Annotated in this window: 15 protein-coding genes; 6 read left to right on the top strand and 9 right to left on the bottom strand. The window is 64.2% G+C overall.

What is annotated here, in order from left to right:
- The first annotated feature begins 1 nt into the window (after position 1).
- The 5 genes from FJ940_RS17505 to FJ940_RS17525 are packed head-to-tail and all read left to right on the top strand — an operon-like array spanning position 2 to position 6364.
- The gene (locus tag FJ940_RS17505) at positions 2 to 217 is read left to right on the top strand and encodes a hypothetical protein (RefSeq protein ID WP_140496344.1); all 216 of its coding nucleotides are present in this window, start codon (positions 2 to 4) and stop codon (positions 215 to 217) included.
- A complete protein-coding gene (gene kdpB, locus FJ940_RS17510) occupies positions 214 to 2307 on the top strand; it encodes a potassium-transporting ATPase subunit KdpB (RefSeq protein WP_140496343.1) in 2094 nt (697 codons plus the stop codon). The genes FJ940_RS17505 and kdpB overlap by 4 nt, the downstream gene beginning before the upstream one ends.
- A 12-nt stretch (positions 2308 to 2319) precedes the next feature.
- Entirely contained in the window at positions 2320 to 2889 is a 570-nt protein-coding gene (gene kdpC / locus FJ940_RS17515) for a potassium-transporting ATPase subunit KdpC (protein WP_140496342.1), read from the top strand.
- Between the two features lie 53 nt (positions 2890 to 2942).
- On the top strand, positions 2943 to 5675 hold the full coding sequence (locus tag FJ940_RS17520; protein WP_140496341.1) for a sensor histidine kinase KdpD: 2733 nt from the start codon (positions 2943 to 2945) through the stop codon (positions 5673 to 5675).
- Entirely contained in the window at positions 5672 to 6364 is a 693-nt protein-coding gene (locus FJ940_RS17525; protein ID WP_140560272.1) for a response regulator transcription factor, read from the top strand. Before FJ940_RS17520 ends, FJ940_RS17525 begins: the two co-directional genes overlap by 4 nt.
- A 16-nt stretch (positions 6365 to 6380) precedes the next feature.
- On the opposite strand, the gene FJ940_RS17530 is transcribed toward FJ940_RS17525, so the two are convergent.
- The 9 genes from FJ940_RS17530 to FJ940_RS17570 form a co-directional block, all read right to left on the bottom strand.
- A complete protein-coding gene (locus FJ940_RS17530) occupies positions 6381 to 7817 on the bottom strand; it encodes an MFS transporter (protein ID WP_140657314.1) in 1437 nt (478 codons plus the stop codon).
- A gap of 178 nt (positions 7818 to 7995) precedes the next feature.
- On the bottom strand, positions 7996 to 8478 hold the full coding sequence (locus tag FJ940_RS17535; protein ID WP_140513722.1) for a DUF992 domain-containing protein: 483 nt from the start codon (positions 8476 to 8478) through the stop codon (positions 7996 to 7998).
- A 73-nt stretch (positions 8479 to 8551) separates the two neighbouring features.
- Positions 8552 to 9559: a hypothetical protein gene (locus FJ940_RS17540; protein WP_140496337.1), complete on the bottom strand. Its 1008-nt coding sequence runs from the start codon at positions 9557 to 9559 to the stop codon at positions 8552 to 8554.
- Positions 9560 to 9568: 9 nt separating this feature from the next.
- Entirely contained in the window at positions 9569 to 10579 is a 1011-nt protein-coding gene (locus tag FJ940_RS17545) for a hypothetical protein (protein WP_140522454.1), read from the bottom strand.
- A 415-nt stretch (positions 10580 to 10994) separates the two neighbouring features.
- Positions 10995 to 11471: a DUF992 domain-containing protein gene (locus FJ940_RS17550; RefSeq protein ID WP_140522452.1), complete on the bottom strand. Its 477-nt coding sequence runs from the start codon at positions 11469 to 11471 to the stop codon at positions 10995 to 10997.
- Positions 11472 to 11672: 201 nt separating this feature from the next.
- Positions 11673 to 12515, bottom strand: a complete 843-nt coding sequence (locus tag FJ940_RS17555; RefSeq protein WP_140496334.1) for a tetratricopeptide repeat protein — start codon at positions 12513 to 12515, stop codon at positions 11673 to 11675.
- Positions 12516 to 12656: 141 nt separating this feature from the next.
- Entirely contained in the window at positions 12657 to 12923 is a 267-nt protein-coding gene (rpsU, locus tag FJ940_RS17560; RefSeq protein ID WP_010911429.1) for a 30S ribosomal protein S21, read from the bottom strand.
- 179 nt (positions 12924 to 13102) lie between these two features.
- Positions 13103 to 13489 carry an SET domain-containing protein-lysine N-methyltransferase gene (locus FJ940_RS17565; protein WP_140657316.1) on the bottom strand — a complete coding sequence of 129 codons (387 nt, stop codon included), beginning with the start codon at positions 13487 to 13489 and terminating at the stop codon, positions 13103 to 13105.
- Positions 13490 to 13600: 111 nt separating this feature from the next.
- Positions 13601 to 14359, bottom strand: coding sequence for an SDR family oxidoreductase (locus FJ940_RS17570; RefSeq protein ID WP_140657318.1), 759 nt, complete (start codon positions 14357 to 14359; stop codon positions 13601 to 13603).
- 265 nt (positions 14360 to 14624) lie between these two features.
- On the opposite strand from FJ940_RS17570, the gene FJ940_RS17575 reads away from it, so the two are divergent.
- Positions 14625 to 15878 carry a sarcosine oxidase subunit beta gene (locus FJ940_RS17575; protein ID WP_140624375.1) on the top strand — a complete coding sequence of 418 codons (1254 nt, stop codon included), beginning with the start codon at positions 14625 to 14627 and terminating at the stop codon, positions 15876 to 15878.
- Positions 15879 to 15893 lie beyond the last annotated feature (15 nt).

The raw sequence follows: 15893 nt of genomic DNA on the forward strand, positions 1-15893 counted from the left end.
AATGTCCTGGTTCAACAACAGGCATCGCAACGATCGCCATCCCGCCGACAACGGAAAGGAGGAACGGCCTCCTCCTTTCCCCACCATGTCGACATTCCTCGGCATCGCCGCCGTCATGATCGTTCTGTGGTTGCTGGCCTACGGGCTTCCGCATCTTCTTTCGGCATCCGACCGCTCGGTGCCGCTCACCAACACCGAAGCTGGAGCTTCAAAATGAGCCAGTCAAAATCAGCGAGCATCATGGATGCCGGCATCCTATGGCCCGCCATCGGCGGCGCCTTCAGAAAGCTGAACCCACGCACATTGGCCAGGAACCCGGTAATGTTCGTCGTTGCCGTCGTCTCGGCGCTGACATCAGTGCTTTTCGTCAAGGACCTCGCCAGCGGCGGCGGCAATCTCGGCTTCACCATCCAGATCATCATCTGGCTGTGGTTCACCGTGCTGTTCGCCAACTTCGCCGAAGCCGTCGCCGAAGGCCGCGGCAAGGCGCAGGCCGATTCGCTGCGCAAGGCGCGCACCGAGACCCAGGCCAAGCTCCTGACCGGCGAGGACCGGACGAAATTCAAGCTGGTGCCCGGCACCAGCCTGAAGGTGGGCGACGCCGTGCTGGTCGAGGCCGGCGACATCATCCCCTCCGACGGCGAGGTGATCGAAGGCGTGGCTTCGGTCAACGAGGCGGCGATCACGGGCGAATCGGCGCCTGTCATTCGCGAATCCGGCGGCGACCGCTCCGCGGTCACCGGCGGCACGCAGGTGCTCTCCGACTGGATCCGCGTGCGCATCACCGCCGCCGCCGGCCACACCTTTCTCGACCGCATGATCTCGCTGGTCGAGGGCGCCGAGCGCCAGAAGACCCCGAATGAGATCGCGCTCAACATCCTGCTGGTCGGCATGACGCTGATCTTCGTGCTGGCCACCGCTACCATCCCGAGCTTCGCTTCCTATTCGGGGGGCTATATCCCGGTCACGGTGCTCGTCGCTTTGTTCGTGACCTTGATCCCGACCACTATCGGCGCGCTTTTGTCGGCCATCGGCATCGCCGGCATGGACCGTCTGGTGCGCTTCAATGTGCTCGCCATGTCCGGCCGCGCCGTGGAGGCGGCCGGCGACGTCGACACGCTTTTGCTCGACAAGACCGGCACGATCACGCTCGGCAACCGCCAGGCGACCGAATTCCGCCCGGTGAAGGGCGTCACCGAGCAGGAACTGGCCGATGCGGCACAGCTTGCCTCGCTCGCCGACGAAACGCCGGAAGGCCGCTCGATCGTCGTGCTGGCCAAGGAGAAATACGCCATCCGCGCCCGCGACATGGCGACACTGCACGCCACCTTCGTGCCCTTCACCGCGCAGACCCGGATGAGCGGCGTCGACATAGACGGCTCCTCCGTGCGCAAGGGCGCGGTCGATTCCGTGCTCGCCCATGTCAACCAGTCGACCGTCGCCAGCCACGCAACGCGCCCGAACAGCGATACGATCAGGGATCTCCAGGCGATCGCCGACGAGGTCGCCAAATCGGGCGGCACGCCGCTTGCGGTCGAGCGCGACGGACGCCTGCTCGGCATCGTGCACCTCAAGGACATCGTCAAGGGCGGCATCCGCGAACGCTTCGCCGAGCTGCGCAGCATGGGCATACGCACGGTGATGATCACAGGGGACAATCCGATGACGGCGGCGGCCATCGCGGCCGAAGCCGGCGTCGACGACTTCCTTGCCCAGGCGACGCCGGAGGACAAGCTGAAACTGATCCGCGACGAGCAGGCCAAGGGCAAGCTGGTCGCCATGTGCGGCGACGGCACCAACGACGCGCCGGCCCTTGCCCAGGCCGACGTCGGCGTCGCCATGAACACCGGCACGGTGGCCGCGCGGGAAGCAGGCAACATGGTGGACTTGGACTCCGATCCGACCAAGCTGATCGAGATCGTCGAGATCGGCAAGGCGCTGCTGATGACGCGCGGTTCGCTGACCACCTTCTCCATCGCCAATGACGTGGCCAAGTACTTCGCCATCATCCCGGCCATGTTCGCCGTGTTCTACGTCGCACCCGGCCACACCACAGGTCCGCTGCAGGCGCTCAACATCATGCATCTGGCGACGCCGCAGAGCGCCATCCTGTCGGCCATCATCTTCAACGCGCTGATCATCATCGCGCTGATCCCGCTGTCGCTGCGCGGCGTCAAATACCGGGCAATCGGCGCCGGGGCGCTGCTCAGCCGCAACCTGCTCGTCTACGGCCTCGGCGGCATCATCGTGCCGTTCGCCGGCATCAAGATTATCGACATGGCCGTCACGGCCCTCGGCCTTGCATAAGGGATCACTCCGATGCTCAAGCAAATCAGACCCGCGATCGTCATGATAGTCTTCTTCACCGTGCTGACCGGGCTCATCTATCCCCTCGGCATGACCGGCATCGCCCAGGCGCTGTTCCCGAAACAGGCCAATGGCAGCCTGATCGAGAAGGACGGCAAGGTGGTCGGTTCCGAACTGATCGGCCAGGCCTTCGCCAGCGAACGCTATTTCCACGGCCGGCCATCGGCCGCCGGCAATGGCTACGACGCCGGCGCCTCCAGCGGCTCGAATCTGGGTCCGTCCAACCCCAAGCTGATCGAGCGCATCAAGGGCGACGCGGCGAAGCTGAAGGCCGAAAACCCCGATGCGCCGGTTCCAATGGGCCTCGTCACGACATCGGGCAGTGGGCTCGATCCTGACATCAGCCCCGACGACGCTTATTTCCAGGTTCCCCGTGTCGCCGAGGCAAGGGGCATCGATGAAGCCAAGGTCAAGGCGCTCGTCGACAGCCATGTCGAGGACCGGGAGCTCAGCGTGCTGGGCGAGCCGGTGGTCAATGTGCTGGTCCTTAACCTCGCATTGGACGACACAGCCAAGCAATGAAGAACAGCGCCGGGGATCGACACCGTCCCCGGCGCCGTTCAAACTGGATGCCGATGCCGGACGAGAGAAGCAACGTCGAAAACAGACCTTCCCCCGACGCGCTGCTCGAGCATGCCGAGCGCGAGGGCCGCGGGCGTCTGCGCATCTTTCTGGGCGCGGCACCCGGCGTCGGCAAAACCTATGAAATGCTGATGTCGGGACGCGCCAGGCTGGCCGACGGCATCGACGTGGTGATCGGCGTGGTCGAGACGCACGGCCGCAAGGAAACCCTGGCCCTCGTCGAGGGCTACGAGGTCATTCCGCGCCGCCCGGTCGAATACAAGGGACGCACCCTCGACGAGATGGACATAGACGCCATCCTGGCACGCCGCCCGGCACTGGTCCTGGTCGACGAACTCGCCCACACAAACGCGCCCGGCAGCCGTCACCCCAAGCGCTATCTCGACGTGCAGGAAATCCTGGCGCGCGGTATCGACGTCTACACGACGCTCAACATTCAGCATGTCGAAAGCCTGAACGACGTCGTCGCCCAGATCACGCGGGTCAGGGTGCGCGAGACGGTTCCCGATTCCATCATCGACCGGGCCGACGACGTCGAAATCATCGATCTGACACCCGACGACCTGATCAAGCGGCTGGAGGAAGGCAAGGTCTATTTCCCCAATACCGCCCAGCGCGCCATCGAGAACTATTTCTCGCCCGGCAACCTTACGGCGCTGCGCGAGCTGGCGCTGCGCCGCACCGCCCAGCGTGTCGACGAACAACTGCTCAACCACATGCAGTCCCATGCCATCCAGGGCCCATGGGCGGCGGGGGAAAGGGTGCTCGTTTGCCTCGACGCGCGTCCGGGCGGGGCGGCGCGCGTGCGCTATGCGCGCAGGCTGGCCGACAGGCTCCGTGCGCCATGGACGGCGCTTCATGTCGACACCCCCCGTTCGGCCGCCATGTCGGAAGAAGAGAAGGACAGGCTGGCGAACCATCTGCGCCTCGCCGAGCAGCTCGGCGCCGAGGTGACGACCATTCCGGGCCAGAACGTCGCGCAGGACATCGTGCGCCATGCGACGGCGAACAATTTCACCCATATCGTAATCGGCAGGCCGACCCGGTCGCGCTGGCGGGAATTGATCGAGGGCTCGCTCACCTATGATTTGATCCGCAATGCCGGCGACATCAGCGTCCATGTCATCTCGGGAACCGAGCGCGATACCGACGCAGCATCGAGAAAGGTCAGGACGGCGGCCGAGCAGCGGCCGTTCCAGATATGGCCGTATCTGTTCGCCACGGCCTATGTCGCGGGCTCGCTGGCCGTCGGCACGGTTCTCGATCAGTTCCTCGACGTGCGCAATCTGGCGATCGTGCTGCTGCTGGCGGTACTGACATCGGCGGTGACGTTCGGACTGTGGCCGGCCTTGTACGCCTGTTTCCTGAGCGCCCTTGCCTTCAACTACTTCTTCCTCGAGCCGCGCTACACGCTGACGATCAGGGATCCCGAGAGCATCGTTGCGTTTGCCGTCTTCCTCGTCGTTGCCGTCATCGCCAGCAACCTGACGGCGCGCGTGCAGCGTCAGGCCGCCGCCGCCCGCTCACGGGCGCGGGCCACGGAGGATATCTATCTGTTTTCCAAGAAGCTTGCCGGCGCCGGCACGCTCGACGACGTTCTGTGGGTCACGGCCTTCCAGATCGCCTCGATGCTGAAATTGCGGGTCGTGCTGCTTTTGCCCGAAAACGGCGCCATCACCGTCAAGGCGGGCTATCCGCCCGACGACACGCTGGCGGAGGCCGACATCGCCGCCGCCCGCTGGGCCTGGGAGCACGATCGCGCCGCCGGCCGCGGCGCCGATACGCTGCCCGGTGCGAAGCGGCTCTATCTGCCGCTGCGCACCGGGCGCACGGCGGTCGGCGTGGTCGGCCTCGACAACGACAAGCAGGGTCCGCTGCTGACGCCCGAGCAGCAGCGGCTGCTCGACGCGCTGGCCGACCAGGCAGCGGTCGCCATCGAGCGCATCCAGCTCGTCGCCGATGTCGACCGTGCCAAGCTCGCGGCCGAAGCCGACAGGCTGCGCTCGGCGTTGCTGACCTCCATCTCCCATGATCTGAAGACGCCGCTCGCCGCCATCATGGGCGCGGCCGGCACCCTCAGGGAGTTCGCGCCTGATCTGCCCGAGCAGGACCGGACGGAGCTGTTGTCGACGGTGGTCGACGAAGCGGAGCGGCTGAACCGCTTCATCGCCAATCTGCTCGACATGACCAAGATCGAATCCGGTGCGATGGAGCCCAACTATGCGCTGCATTATGTCGGCGACGCCGTCGGCACCGCGCTCGATCGCGCCCGCAAGATCACCAGCGAGCACAAGATCGAGGTCGATATTCCGCCCGACCTGCCGATGCTGAAGCTCGACCCTGTGCTGTTCGAGCAGGTCCTGTTCAATCTGCTCGACAATGCGTCGAAATATTCGCCGCCCGGCTCGACGATCCGCCTGCAGGGCTGGACCGACATCGGCTCCGTCGTGCTTCAGATCATGGATGAGGGATTGGGCATCCCTCCGCAGGATCTTGAGCGCGTGTTCGATACTTTCTACCGGGTGCGCAAGGGCGACCAGGTGCGCGCCGGCACCGGGCTCGGCCTGTCGATCTGCCGCGGCTTCATCGAGGCGATGGGCGGCACGATCTCGGCCGCCAACCGGACCGACCGTTCGGGTGCTGCCTTCACCATCAGGATGCCGGTGCCGGCGGAGTTGCCCAACATCGGCAATCGCATCGGCTCCAGCGCGGATCAGCCTCGATGACCAATTCGAACGTCAGGATATTGGTCGTCGATGACGAGCCGCCGATCCGCAAGTTGCTCCGGGTCGGCCTCGCCAGCCAGGGCTACGCGGTCAGCGAGGCGCCGAACGCCAAGGCGGCTATCGAGCTGATGGTGCAGGAAAAACCGGATCTCGTGCTGCTCGACCTTGGCCTGCCCGGCATGAGCGGCCATGAACTGCTGCGCAAATGGCGCGACGACGGCCTCGATATCCCGGTGGTCATTCTCTCCAGCCGCGCCGACGAGGCCGGCATCGTCGACGCGCTCGAACTCGGCGCCGACGACTACATCACCAAGCCGTTCGGAATGAACGAGCTGGTGGCGCGCATCCGTGTGGCACTGCGGCACAAGTTCCAGCAGCAGGGCGAGAGGCCGGTGTTCCAAACCGGTGATCTCAGCGTCGACCTGGTCAAGCGCATCGTCAAGGTCGGGGGCAAGGAGGTGAAGCTGTCGCCCAAGGAATACGACATTCTGCGCATTCTCGTGCAGTATGCGGGCAAGGTTCTCACGCACCAGTTCCTGCTGAAGCAGGTGTGGAACGATTCGACCGACGTGCAGTATCTGCGGGTCTATGTCCGGCAGTTGCGGCAGAAGATCGAGAAGACGCCGGACCAGCCGCGCTACATCACCACCGAGACCGGCGTCGGCTACCGCCTGCGCGAGGTCGAATGAGCGTTGCCTGGCCTGATTAGCCGACAGCTTCCGGCAGCCGGTTCGCGGTCGTCGATGTGCGCAGGGCGGCGAGGCAGCCAATGATGCCGAGCGGCACGAAGGCGAGGAACAGCCAGGTTGCCACATCAGCCGCCGCGTCCCGGTTCAGGCCTTGCGAGAAGCCGCTGGCATTGGCGACGATGCCGGCAAGGGCGGCACCCACCGCATAGCCGATGCGCTGCATGGTCGGCACCGCGGCCGAGGCGATGGTCTGCTCATCTTCCGGCGCGGAGGCCACGATGACGCGCGTCAGGAACGGCCAGGCAACGCCGAAGCCGCCACCCTGCAAAAGGGCGCATACCAGGATCAGCGGGATCGAGCCTGCCGGGATGGTGTAGGCGAAACCAGCGAGGCCGGTGGCGATCATCAGGGCGCCGATGACGATGATCGATCTCTCACGCTCCTGTGGCGCGTTGGCGACAAGGATCGACAGGATCGACCAGGCGATCGATTCGGCGGCGATGATGTAGCCGGTGGTCAGGAGCGGAACGTGGTGCAGCGTGGTCAGAAGCAGCGGGCCGTAAATGGCAAAGGAACAGGTCGCCACCGAGAAGGCGGCGACCATGGTCATGCCGCTGCCGACCGGCGTGCGCCACGAGAACAGCCGCGAGGGGAAAAGCCGCGATTTCGGCTTCAGCGCATCGATACGGAAGAACAGCACAAGGCCGATCAGGCCGAGCACCATCAGCAGCGACGAGCGCAGAAGGGCGATATCGACCCCCGCCGAGGCGATCAGCACGACGGCGACGGCAAGGCAGCCAAGCGCTATGAGCGGGAAGGGTGGTGCCTTGCCCGCGCCGGCACTCGGCCTCGTCGCTTCCGGCGTGTCGAGCACGACGAAGCTCGCCAGCGCCATCGCCGCACCGCCGAACACGAAGATGCCGAACGCCCAGCGCCATGACAGAAGCTCTGTCATGATCGCGCCAAGCATCGGCCCGCTGAAGGCGGCGACGCCCCAGATCGCCGACATGATACCGAAAAGCTGCGGCCAGATGGCCCGCGGAAACAGGCGCTCCACCGAGACGAAAGCCAGCGACACCAGCGCGCCGCCGCCCAGGCCCTCGATCAGGCGCCCGGCCAGGAACAATTGCATCGAGGGCGCGGTGGCGCAGATCAGCGCGCCGGCCGCGTAAAGCAGCGCCGCGACCACCATGTTGGTGCGCAGCGCCACATAGCTGACCAGCCGTCCGGCCGCGGCACCGGCGACGATGGCGCCCAGTTCATAGATCGCCAGCGACCAGCCGACGAGCTGCACGCCCGCCAGTTCGCCGATCATGGCGGGCATGACGGTCGCCACCATCGTCTCGTTGGTGGCGTGCAGCAGGATGCCGAGGCTGATGAAGCAGAAGCGCGCGAGGTCGCCGCTCGCCCACAATGCGCGCCAGTCGACCCTGTTTGTGCTGATGTCGGTCACTTCGGTCCCTCGAATTTCATATCCCGATGCAAACGCATGGCGCCAGGAGCCGGCTCGGGGGTCCGGCAGGACCATGGTCGGATGGGTTTGTAGAACCTCAACCAAGCTTGAGCTCAAGCGATTTTTTGGACATGTTCGTGGATGCCCGCATCCCTGGCCGGCCGGCATCGCCGGCCAATCAGTTCTCCGTGCTGCGCAGCTGGAACTGGCTGACACCGATGGCGAAATTGATGCCGGTCTGGGTCTGCAGGCTGAGCGGCTGCAAGGTGAAGGACTGCGAGGAGCCGCCAACCAGCAGATTGGCCCCGGCGCCGACGGTTGCCGTCACCTCGGCGCTGGCGCCGACATAGTCGCCGGCCAATGCGCCCGGCGCGTAGATGTTCTTCAGCGGCGTCAGCACCAGCCATCGCATCACCGCCTGCTTGGTCGTGCCGATGTCGAGGCCGTATTTGTTGACCGCGCCGAAATAGGCTTCCGGCGCGAAAGTCTTGTCGGCAGGGGTGAAGGTGCAGCTCAGATCCTTGCTCGAGCCGAAGATGAAGCCGGTGCCGCCCGATATGGCGCATTCAAGTGTGCCGAGCTCGATGCCCTGGTCCTGTGCCTGGGCCAAGGCGGGGCTGGCAATGGCAACGATGGCAGCAAGGATCATTTTGCGTGTCATGGGCCCCTCGTGCATTCGCTGCAGCCATCTTTGAGGAGCAGATGACACTGCTTCGCGAGCGAAGGATGCCAGGTCAGTGCACGGGGTCCGGTCGGTGATCGTCGGGCTTTGGCCGGCAACCGTCTATGGCGGGATGTATCGTCCACTGGTTCTGAGGCTCCTGCTGGGATGCGACGGTCAATGGCGATCCTGCCGTCTCAACGGCTTCACACCAGCGCGCGGGGCTGCCGTCGGGAACCGGGGATTCGTTCCAGCTGCCGTTCCAGGTGCCGATCTTCTGACAGTGCTTGATGGGATGGATTTCGTTCCAGCCGTCATGTGCCGAATCGTAGACCCACGTTCCCTTGACGAACAGGATGTCCGCGCCGCGGCGCGTCGGATCGTTGACGTGAAGATCGCCGAGATTCTCGTCGAGATCCGTCGGATTGGCTGTGTCGAGCAGGCCGACTATGCCGCCTATGATGACGATGACCGCCGCGATGAGCGACAGGACCGCGCAGGCGATCCAGCCGAAGAAGGGAATGGCGCAAGCAACCGCGGCGGCCGTGGCGACTGGAATTGCGGCAAGGCAGGCTATCATGAGGTCGTAGACGCCGGCGCCTTCGAACTCGCAATGCAGCACCGCGGTCGGGTCGTCATTGGCCCATTGGCGCGCTTCCTGACCTTTCCAGTCGAGGCCCGCGCCCTGGATCGCAGGCGTGTTGGCGATCAGGCGTCCAAACGGCGCTATCTTTTCGGCCGTTGCCTGGTTGGTGAATTCGACGACATTGCCCGGCACCAGATTGAGACTGTAGTCGGTGTCGAACCGGTCCAGTCCCGACTTCTCCTCCGGCGGATCGACCTTGAGCAGCCAGCCCACCGCGCATTCGTCGCCACCGAGACAGATCAGCCGGTCGTACAGCCACCAGCGGCAATAGGCCAATATGGCCGCAAGCGCCACCAGCATGGCGGCCGGTCCGGGAAGGGCGCCCACAAGGATGAGCGGCAAAGCGACCACGGCCGCCGCAATGATCATCTGCCCGTATTGTTTGCCGTGGTGATTTCCGACCGATACGCATTTGGTGTAGTGCCGATAAGCCATGGCGACCCCCTATCGCTCGACATAGAGCGTCACGCCGCCGGCGAGGCCGCGGGCCGAGAAAGCATGAACGTTGATTGCCTTACGGCCGGTGAAACCGGCTGGCGGTTCAATATTGACAGTGACGGGGATTTCCTCACCCGGGGCAAGGTCCGCTTGTGCGGGCTCGAACGTGACAAGCCAGCCGGCGGGCAAAGGATGCGATTGACGGGTGTGGCCGACAGGCACTGCCGCGATGGTGCCGGGGAAGGTGCGCAAGGGCCGGCGACGCGGCCTCGGGCGAGGGCGCGGCTCACAGACCGGCAATTCAGGAAGGGAATAGGCATCGGCCTCGAGACGAAATCCCATCCTCTCCCGCTCGCCATTGCGCAGGCGAAATTCAAATCTTGCGGGCGAATGGGCGACACCGACGGTGGTGTTGTCCTGGCCTAGGTTGTTGTTCGGGTTCGCATCGTCGAGCCAGTCGAGCAGGACCTGGATGCAATAGTGACCAGGCGCTGCCGGAGTTCGCCATTTGACCGACGCGAAAGCCGGATGGTTGGCCCCGCCCTTGACGCCGAGATCGGTCCTGGTCTCATCGATCCAATGCGACACCGTGCCGATGCCGAAACTCAGATAGGAGAATTTCACCGGCAGATCGACGACCGGGGCCTCGGTCGAGTTGTTCCAGATACGGGCGACGATTTCATATTCGGTGTCGGGCGCCAGCATATGTGGTGCGACAGGATTGCCGCCGCTTCGGATCTCGATGTCGGGGTTGTCCCATGTGACGGCGAGGCCCTGGCCCATCAAATAATACTGCGCGTAGATCAGGGGATCCGGGCGTTTATAGGCGGGGTCGCTGATCTTGACGCAACGTTGCGGCCCGCTTCGGTCCAACCGATCGGGGAGCTTCATTCTTTCGCAGAGCAATCTGGCGAGGGCGCAGATCCGGGCAGCGATCTGGCGCAGGTTCGATGGCCACTCGGTGAACGCGTCGGCGAGCGCGTTCAGGAAATCCAGTACTTTGGGGAGCGGGTTCATGGCCAGTCCGCGGCCATTTCGTCAACGTCGCTGTCGACGCATGAAAAACCAGACAGCGGCAATCAAGAATGGTGCGAGTATCAGAAGAAGTTCGAAGGATCCCGACCCGCCATCGGGCGAAAATCCGAATAACTGCTCGATGAAATCCATCACGGCCTCCGGCAGCTGCAACAAAATTGCATTCGACGATGTCTTTACATCTGCCGGAGCTCGCGCGCATTTTCGCGCAGAGCCAGCAACATTTCCGGTTGGTAGCACAGAACGAGCAAGTCTTCCATCGGCAATAATTTCGATCTGCTAGCTTGGCCTGGTCACAGCAGTTCGCAAATGCAAAGCGCGCGGCGGAACCAAGTCCACCGCGCGCTATTTTGATCATCGCGCGGTTGCCGTCCGTGCCGAGAAGATCAACGTGCCGTTACTTGAGAGAGTGGATCAGCTCAAGCGAGGTCACGGCAACGGCCAGGTTGACGCCGGTCTGTGCCTGGACGCTGAGCGGCTCCAGCATGAAGGCGCTGTCGAAGCCGCCGACCAGCAGATTGGCGCCGCCGCCGGTCACGACGCTCGCCTCGGCATTGACGCCGTAGTAGCTGCCGGCAAGATCACCCGCGTCGCGGTCACGGGTCGCGGCAAACACGGCCCAGGCGAGTTGGCCCTGGTGCGTCTTGCCAACATCGACGCCGAGCTTGGAGATGACGCCGGTGTAAATCTCGGCCGGACCGTGATGATAGGGGCGGAAGACACAGGACACGCCCTTGTTGGATGTCACGATGTAGCCGGTGCCGCCGTCGATGGTGCAGTCGAGCGTGCCGAGCTGCAATCTGCCGGCGCTTGCCGGTGCAACAGCGAACATGGTCGTGGCGAGCGCAGCGGCGCAGACGAGTTTCTTGGTCATGGGAGGTCCTTTCGCAAAACGCTTCAAAGTAACGGCTGGGTGGCCAGACCGTTCCGCTGAAACCTTGGCGCGAACAAGGCAGGCGATCACGGCTTGCAGCGGGGTCAGCGCGCGGTTGCCGGATTGATGGCGATCTGCGGCGATACGTGTCCTTTCGGACACGCATCCGACGCGTGTGGGCTTGGCCGGCCTTGCCTGATCTCAGCTGACGCGGGCGAGGCCATCCTTGGCCGGCTGGTAGGTGGGATCGAGCCGAACGGCTTCGCGGTAGGACTTGGCCGCCTTGGCCTTGTCGCCGCGCCGCTCGTAGATCAGCGCCTGGTTGGACCAGGCCTCGGCGTTCTTGCCGTCGAGCTTGATGGCCATGTTGAAATCGGAGAAGGCATTGTCCTCGTCATTGGTGGCGAGGTAGGAAAGGCCGCGGCCATTATACGGCTCGGCGGCGTCCGGGGCCAGCGAGATGGCGGTCGAGAAATCCTCGATAGCGAATTTGTGCTGGCCCTGGCTCTGATAGATCAGGCCCCGATTGTGATAGGCGCGGGCATCGGTCGTGTCGAGCTGGATCGCCTTCTGGAAATCGTTGAAGGCTTCCTGGGTGCGGCCGGCCTTCCGGTAGAGATTGCCGCGGCCGATATAGGCGGCATCGTAGTTGCCGTTGATCTGGATCGAGCGGTTGTAGTCCGCCAGCGCTGCTTCCTGATTGCCGAGGAAGCGCTGGATGAGCGCACGGTTCGAATAGGCCTGGTAGAAATTCGGGTTAAGCTGGATGGCCTGGTTGAAATCCTTGAGCGCCGCCTGGTACTGGCCGCCCCGGCCATAGGCCGAGCCGCGCACATTGTAGCCTTCAGGATCCTGCGGATTGCGCTGAATCACCGCCGACAGCGAGGAGATGTTCTCGCTCGACCCTTGCGCCTTGTCGATGTTGTTGAACTCGCCGGTCGGGCCCGAGGTCTGGCAGCCGGCAAGCATCAATCCGGAAAGCAGGGCTGTCGCCAGGGCAAAGCCACGAAATGTGGTTTTGCTCTCCACGCTGATTGCGTTCATGTCTGCCCTGTCCTCACTTGCCGCGTCATTCAGGTCCGGATCCCCCCTCCGGGCCGGGTCACATCAAAATAAAAAGGTGGCGGCGATTCCGCATCGCGCCACCCCTGGTATCCTTCGAAAAGGACGAAATATTGGCGTTAATCAGCGCGGCGGACGCGCTGCGCCGGCGGCACCGCCAGCAGCCACCGGACGCGGCGTCATCGGCAGCAGACCTTCGCGCTGTGCACGCTTGCGGGCCAGCTTGCGGGCTCGGCGCACGGCTTCGGCCTTTTCACGGGCGCGCTTCTCGGAAGGCTTCTCGTAGTGACCGCGCATCTTCATTTCGCGGAAGATGCCTTCGCGCTGCATCTTCTTCTTGAGAGCGCGAAGCGCCTGATCAACATTGTTGTCGCGGACGAGTACCTGCACGGGCAATCCTGTCTTTCGGGTTTGATATCAACAGGCAAGCGGCCATAGCCACTAGCCTCCGCGGCGATTTACACCACGAATTGTGGCGGCTGATAGCAGAATCACGCCGCGCTGTCCACAGCCGAAATGAAGGGAGGCGGCCAAATCGCCCAGCGGGCGCTCGCAAGGTAGGCAGCCAACTACGCGGTGGCCAGATGCAACCGCTCAAAATCCTCGAAGAATTCGCCATAGTCGCAGGTTATCTCTTCGCCGGCCGCTATGTCGCGGGTCGCGGTTGCCCCGCCATATTGCGAAAAGTCCGTGTTCGGCGTCGCCGAATGGTTCATGAAGCGGCCATTGTCGACCTCATAGACCATGAAGCCGGGCCGGTCGGGGCTGGGATAGGCGTAGCGGTCGAGCAGTTCCCTGAGATGCGAGGGTGCCGCCTCGTATTTTTCCAGCGGGATCAGCCGGTCGAAATCCGGGTCGAGCCGCCAGATCGAGGCGCCTTTCCTGATTGGCTCGGCGGCGAACACGCCGACGCCCTCGATTGCGCTTTGGGCGACATAGGTTTTGATCAGCAGCATGGTTCCGGCCCGTTTCCAAGGAGAGAACGGAATCGTCAATTCGAGCCCAAATGCAAGCCCGGATTGCGACATCGCGGCCCGCGTTGATCCGCATGCCGGCGCCGAAACCGTTCACGTCCGGTTGATCGACACGCCGCCGTCGGCGAACAGCGCCGTTCCGGTGGTGAAGCTCGACGCGTCGGAGGCAAGATAAAGCGCCGAGCGGGCGATCTCTTCCGGCCGGGCCATCCGCTTCAGGGCATGGATGCCTTCGACGAACGTGCGGGCCTCGGGCGTGGTTGTGGTCGCGCCGGGCGTGTCTGTGCCGCCTGGCAGCAGTGCGTTGACGCGCAACCCCTTCGGCCCGTACTCGGCGGCCAGCACTTGCGTCAGGCCGATCAGGCCGGCCTTGGCCGCGGCGTAGGCCGCCATGCCTGGCATGCCGGCGGTATAGCCGACGAAGCTGGAGGTGAAGACCAGCGATCCGCCGCCACGCTCCAGCATCGCCGGTATCTGATGCCTGGCGGCCAGATAGGCGCTGGTCAGATTGGTATCCATCGTGTCATGCCACGACGCCGGCGGCAGGTCCGGCAGCGGCGCCATCATGCCGACAGCGCCGGCATTGTTGAATGCAATGTCGAGACCACCGAAGCTACCGGTCGCGAGATCGACCAGCGCCTTCGCATAGGCTTCGTCCCTGACGTCGCCGGCAAGAGCGATCGCAGTGCCGCCGGTTTCCACGATCTCCTCGACAAGCCTATCGAGCTCGGCCTGGCGGCGCGCGGCGGCGACGACCTTGGCTCCTTCCTCGGCAAAGAGCTTTGCAGTGGCGCGGCCGATGCCGGAACTGGCGCCAGTGACGATGGCGATCTTGTTGGCGAGTGCGAGCATGTTTCTGTCATCCTTCCGCTAAGCCGGCCTTGCCGGCGGTCGGATGCGTCGTCGCAAATGAGCATGGCCGCAGCCACCCGAAAGCTGCGAACCCGCCGATTTTCCCTGGCCTCGCACGCCGCGGCCGGTTGCGGCGCAAAACGGCAAGAGCCGTCGCAAACAGCGCAAGGGTGGCAGCGCTGTTTCGCTAGTGATACACCTCGCGCGCCGGGAGAAATTGCTAGCCCGGCCGCAAATCCGCGAGACTTTGGCGCGAGGCTGGAACGTGAAGAAATACTCTGTATTCGCCATCGCGCGTGAGGCCATGCGCGGCCACAAGGGCTGGGAGGAGCAATGGTCCTCGCCGGAGCCGAAGAAGGAATACGACGTCGTCATCGTGGGCGCCGGCGGCCATGGCCTGGCTACCGCCTACTATCTCGCCACCGTGCACGGCATCACCAATGTCGCGGTGCTGGAGAAGGGCTGGCTCGGTGGCGGCAATACCGGCCGCAACACCACCATCATCCGCTCCAACTATCTCTATGACGAGAGCGCCGGCATCTACGACCATGCGCTGAAATTGTGGGACGGGCTCAGCCAGGAGCTCAATTACAACGTCATGTATTCGGCACGCGGCGTCATGATGCTGGCGCACAATGTGCACGACATCCAGGTGCTGAAGCGCCATGTCCACGCCAACCGGCTGAACGGCATCGACAATGAATGGCTCACACCCGAGCAGGCGAAGGAATTCTGCCCGCCGCTCAATATTTCCAGGGATGCGCGCTACCCGGTCGTCGGTGCCGCCTTGCAGCGGCGCGGCGGCACGGCGCGCCATGACGCGGTCGCCTGGGGGTATGCGCGCGGCGCCTCGGCGCGGGGCGTGCACATCATCCAGAATTGCGAGGTCACCGGCGTCAAGCGGGCGGCCAATGGCGCGGTCACCGGTGTCGAGACGACGCGCGGCTTCATCGGCGCCAAGAAGGTCGGCGTGGTCGCGGCCGGCCATTCCTCGGTCATTATGAACATGGCCGGCGTGCGAATGCCGCTGGAAAGCTATCCGCTGCAGGCGCTGGTGTCGGAGCCGGTCAAGCCTGTCGTTCCCTGCGTGGTGATGTCGAACACGGTGCATGCCTATATCTCGCAGTCCGACAAGGGCGAACTGGTGATCGGCGCCGGCACCGACCAGTACGTCTCCTACTCGCAGACCGGCGGCCTGCACATATTACAGCATACGCTGGACGCAATCTGCGAGATGTTCCCGATCTTCACGCGCATGAAGATGCTGCGCTCCTGGGGCGGCATCGTCGACGTCACGCCCGACCGCTCGCCGATCCTGGCCAAGACGCCGGTGCCCGGCCTCTACGTCAATTGCGGCTGGGGCACGGGCGGCTTCAAGGCGACACCCGGCTCCGGCCATGTCTTTGCCCACACCATCGCCAGGGACGATCCGCATCCGATCAACGCGCCCTTCACCATCGAGCGGTTCCGCACCGGCCGGTTGATCGACGAGGCGGCGGCGGCGGCGGTGGCGCATTGACGATGACTGAGCTGT

It is taken from the genome of Mesorhizobium sp. B2-3-7, from assembly GCF_006442695.1.
Lineage (GTDB): Bacteria > Pseudomonadota > Alphaproteobacteria > Rhizobiales > Rhizobiaceae > Mesorhizobium.